Consider the following 2,994-nt stretch of genomic DNA (forward strand, 5'->3'; position numbering starts at 1 on the left):
CACATATAGAGGGTGCCGGTGCAGGTCAGCCGGACGCGGTTGCAGCTTTCGCAGAAATTATGCGTCATCGGCGTGATGAAGCCGAGCCGTCCGCCAGTCTCGGCGACCTGGACATAGCGGGCCGGGCCGCCGGTCTTGAAGGGAATGTCGGTCAGCGTGAACTGGCGTTCCAGCGACGCGCGCAGCAGCGACAGCGGCAGATACTGGTCGGTGCGGTCGGCATCGATCTCGCCCATCGGCATGGTTTCGATGACCGTCAAGTCCATGCCGCGGCCATGCGCCCAGCGCATCATCTCGGGCAGCTCGGCGTCGTTGAAATCCTTCAATGCCACCGCGTTGAGCTTGACCTTCAGCCCCGCGGCCTGCGCGGCATCGATGCCTTGCATGACCTTGTCGAGATGGCCCCAGCGGGTGATCTTGTGGAACTTGTCGGCATCGAGCGTATCGAGCGACACGTTGATGCGCTTGACGCCGCAATCGGCGAGTTCGGCGGCAAAGCGCGACAGCTGCGAGCCGTTGGTGGTCAGCGTCAGCTCTTCCAGCGCGCCGCTGGCGAGATGCCGCGAGAGCTGGCGCACCAGATGCATGATGTTCTTGCGCACCAGCGGCTCACCGCCGGTCAGGCGCAATCGCCTGACGCCCTTTTCGATGAAAACCGTGCACAGCCGGTCGAGCTCTTCCAGCGACAGCAGGTCCTTCTTCGGCAGGAAGGCCATGTCCTCGGCCATGCAATAGGTGCAGCGGAAATCGCAGCGGTCGGTGACCGACACGCGGAGATAGCTGATCGTGCGGCCGAAAGGATCAATCATGTCCATGCTTCAAGCGCTTCCTGTGGCCGTGAACGGCTTCGTTATATACCGCTATGTGATACGATCCGGCCTGCCATTCAAGATAGCGCCTCTCGATCTTTGGTAACATCTCTGCGCCGACATCGCATGTCGGTCGGTCTCATCAGGCCTTTTCCCGTTTGGCGAAGCGGCGTAGGGAAGGGCGGATGAGACGGGATCGAACAGCATGACCGCACCGAAAGAGCTCAGGGTCTCCAAGGACCGCAAACTTCTGTCCGTCACCTTTCCCGACCACCATCCATTCGAATTACCGGCGGAACTGCTGCGCGTCGCCTCGCCATCGGCCGAGGTGCAGGGCCATTCGCCGGATCAGCGGGTGACGGTCCCCGGCAAGCGCAATGTGGCAATCCTCAAGATAGAGCCGTCGGCAACTACGCCGTGCGCATCACCTTCGACGATTTCCACGACACCGGCATCTTCACCTGGAATTACCTGCATACGCTCGGCCACGAGAAGGATGCGCGCTGGGAAGCCTATCTCGCGGAGCTTGCGGAAAAGGGCCTGAGCCGGGACCGCTAAAATTGATTCCCCTCGCTGTCGTCAAAACGTCATCGAGATGGCGTAGCGCCGGCAAAGGTTTGGAGGCGAAAACATGTCCGTCATCACCACGGTCGAGCAGCTCGAGGCGCTTTATGGCGTTCCAGGCGAGGCCTCGCTGGTCAAGGAACTCGACCACGTCATTCCCGAATATGCCGCCTTCATCGAAGCCTCGCCGTTCGTCGCGCTGGCCACCAGTGGCCCGGAGGGACTGGACTGTTCGCCGCGCGGCGATCTCGCCGGCTTCGTGCGCATCCACGATCCGAAAACCCTGATGATGCCGGACCGTCGCGGCAACAACCGCGCCGATTCGCTTAAAAACATTATCCGCGACCCACGTGTTGGGCTGCTGTTCCTGGTACCTGGTTCGGGCACGACGCTGCGCATCAATGGCCGCGCTCATGTTACAACGGATACAGCGCTGTGCGCGTCATTCACGGTGGAAGGCAAGGCGGCTCGATCGGTGACCGTCATCGACATCGATTCGGTCTATTTCCAATGCGCCCGGGCCATCGTCCGCTCCGAGCTCTGGAACGCAGCAAGGCATGTCGACCCGAAGTCGCTGCCGACGCCCGGACAGATCCTGGAGATCACCAGCCGCAGGAACATCGACGGCGAAACCTACGACAAGGAATGGCCGGAGCGGGCGAAGAAGACGATGTGGTAGGTTTGGGCTGAAAAGCCCTCACGCCTCTTTCAGCACATCATAGATCTTGCGCATCTGCTCGCCGATCATGTCGCATTGTTCCGGCGTAGACTGGCTCATCGCCTTCTCTATCAGCGCCATGTGCACTTTCAGCGCCTGCATCAACAGCGCCTCGCCGGCCTCGGTGAGCGCGAGCCGCAGGATGCGCTTGTCCTTCTCGTCGCCTTCGCGGCGCAGCAGGCCACGCGCTTCCAGCTGCGGCAAAAGCATGGTGATGTTGGAACGGCCGACGAGCAGCTTGCGGGCAAGATCGTGCTGCGACATGCCGGGGTGGCGATAGAGGTTCATCAGCACGTCGAGCTGCGCCGGTTTCAAATCGAGCGGCGCAAGCTTCACCGCCAGCGTGCGCTCCAGCACATGGCAGGCGCGCGCCACCGCGACCCAGTTGCGGAAACGCGGGTTATCCCAAGGCAGCTCTTGTTTATTGTTCATCTTTGAACTATTATGTTCATGCTTGAACGTATGGATGGATTTTCACTATGGCATCATTCGGGCTGAAGGTCATCCGGGGCGTGTTCGGTGCGGCAGAGCGTGTCGCGCCGCGGCTTAGCGGACGCGCGGCGTTCGAATTGTTCTGCCGCACCCCGAATGTCAAGGCGCTCAGCGATGGCGAGCGCCGTGCTGTCGACCGTGCGGCCGGGTTCATGACCGAGGCGCGTCATCACCGGCTGAAGACCGCGACCGGCTGCGTCATGGTGCACGAGTTCCGCCCGGAGCCGGGCAGGGCGGCCGCCGGCACGGTGCTCGTCGTCCATGGCTGGCGCTCGCGCACCGAATATATGCGCGCCTTGATCGAAGGCTATCGCGCCGCCGGCCACCGGGTCGTTTCGCTTGACCTGCCCGGCCACGGCCAGTCGCAGGGCCGGCGCTTGAACATGGTCAATGCGGTGGATGCGGTGCGGG

At 62.2% G+C, this 2,994-nt stretch carries 4 protein-coding genes and 1 pseudogene; 3 read left to right on the forward strand and 2 right to left on the reverse strand.

The genetic code is table 11. The features are described from left to right. Positions 1-815 (reverse strand): GTP 3',8-cyclase MoaA (gene moaA / locus EN984_RS28680; protein ID WP_127384133.1); only part of this gene is annotated, 815 nt, incomplete at its 3' end. 199 nt (positions 816-1,014) lie between these two features. Here moaA and EN984_RS28685 point away from each other — a divergent pair. Further along, positions 1,015-1,367, forward strand: a pseudogene (locus EN984_RS28685) (DUF971 domain-containing protein). Positions 1,368-1,440: 73 nt separating this feature from the next. Then, complete coding sequence (locus EN984_RS28690) at positions 1,441-2,052, forward strand: pyridoxamine 5'-phosphate oxidase family protein (RefSeq protein WP_127270852.1); 612 nt, start codon at positions 1,441-1,443, stop codon at positions 2,050-2,052. An 18-nt stretch (positions 2,053-2,070) separates the two neighbouring features. On the opposite strand, the gene EN984_RS28695 is transcribed toward EN984_RS28690, so the two are convergent. Further along, positions 2,071-2,523: a MarR family transcriptional regulator gene (locus tag EN984_RS28695; RefSeq protein WP_023813960.1), complete on the reverse strand. Its 453-nt coding sequence runs from the start codon at positions 2,521-2,523 to the stop codon at positions 2,071-2,073. A 47-nt stretch (positions 2,524-2,570) separates the two neighbouring features. On the opposite strand from EN984_RS28695, the gene EN984_RS28700 reads away from it, so the two are divergent. Continuing rightward, positions 2,571-2,994 (forward strand): alpha/beta hydrolase (locus EN984_RS28700; protein ID WP_348630239.1); only part of this gene is annotated, 424 nt, incomplete at its 3' end.

Source organism: Mesorhizobium sp. M7A.F.Ca.CA.004.12.1.1 (assembly GCF_003997835.1).
Taxonomy (GTDB): Bacteria; Pseudomonadota; Alphaproteobacteria; order Rhizobiales; family Rhizobiaceae; genus Mesorhizobium.

Coding starts and splice junctions, on each gene's coding strand:
- EN984_RS28690 (WP_127270852.1), top strand. CDS start 1,441: ATGTCCGTCATCACCACGGTCGAGCAGCTCGAGGCGCTTTATGGCGTT.
- EN984_RS28695 (WP_023813960.1), bottom strand. CDS start 2,523: ATGAACAATAAACAAGAGCTGCCTTGGGATAACCCGCGTTTCCGCAAC.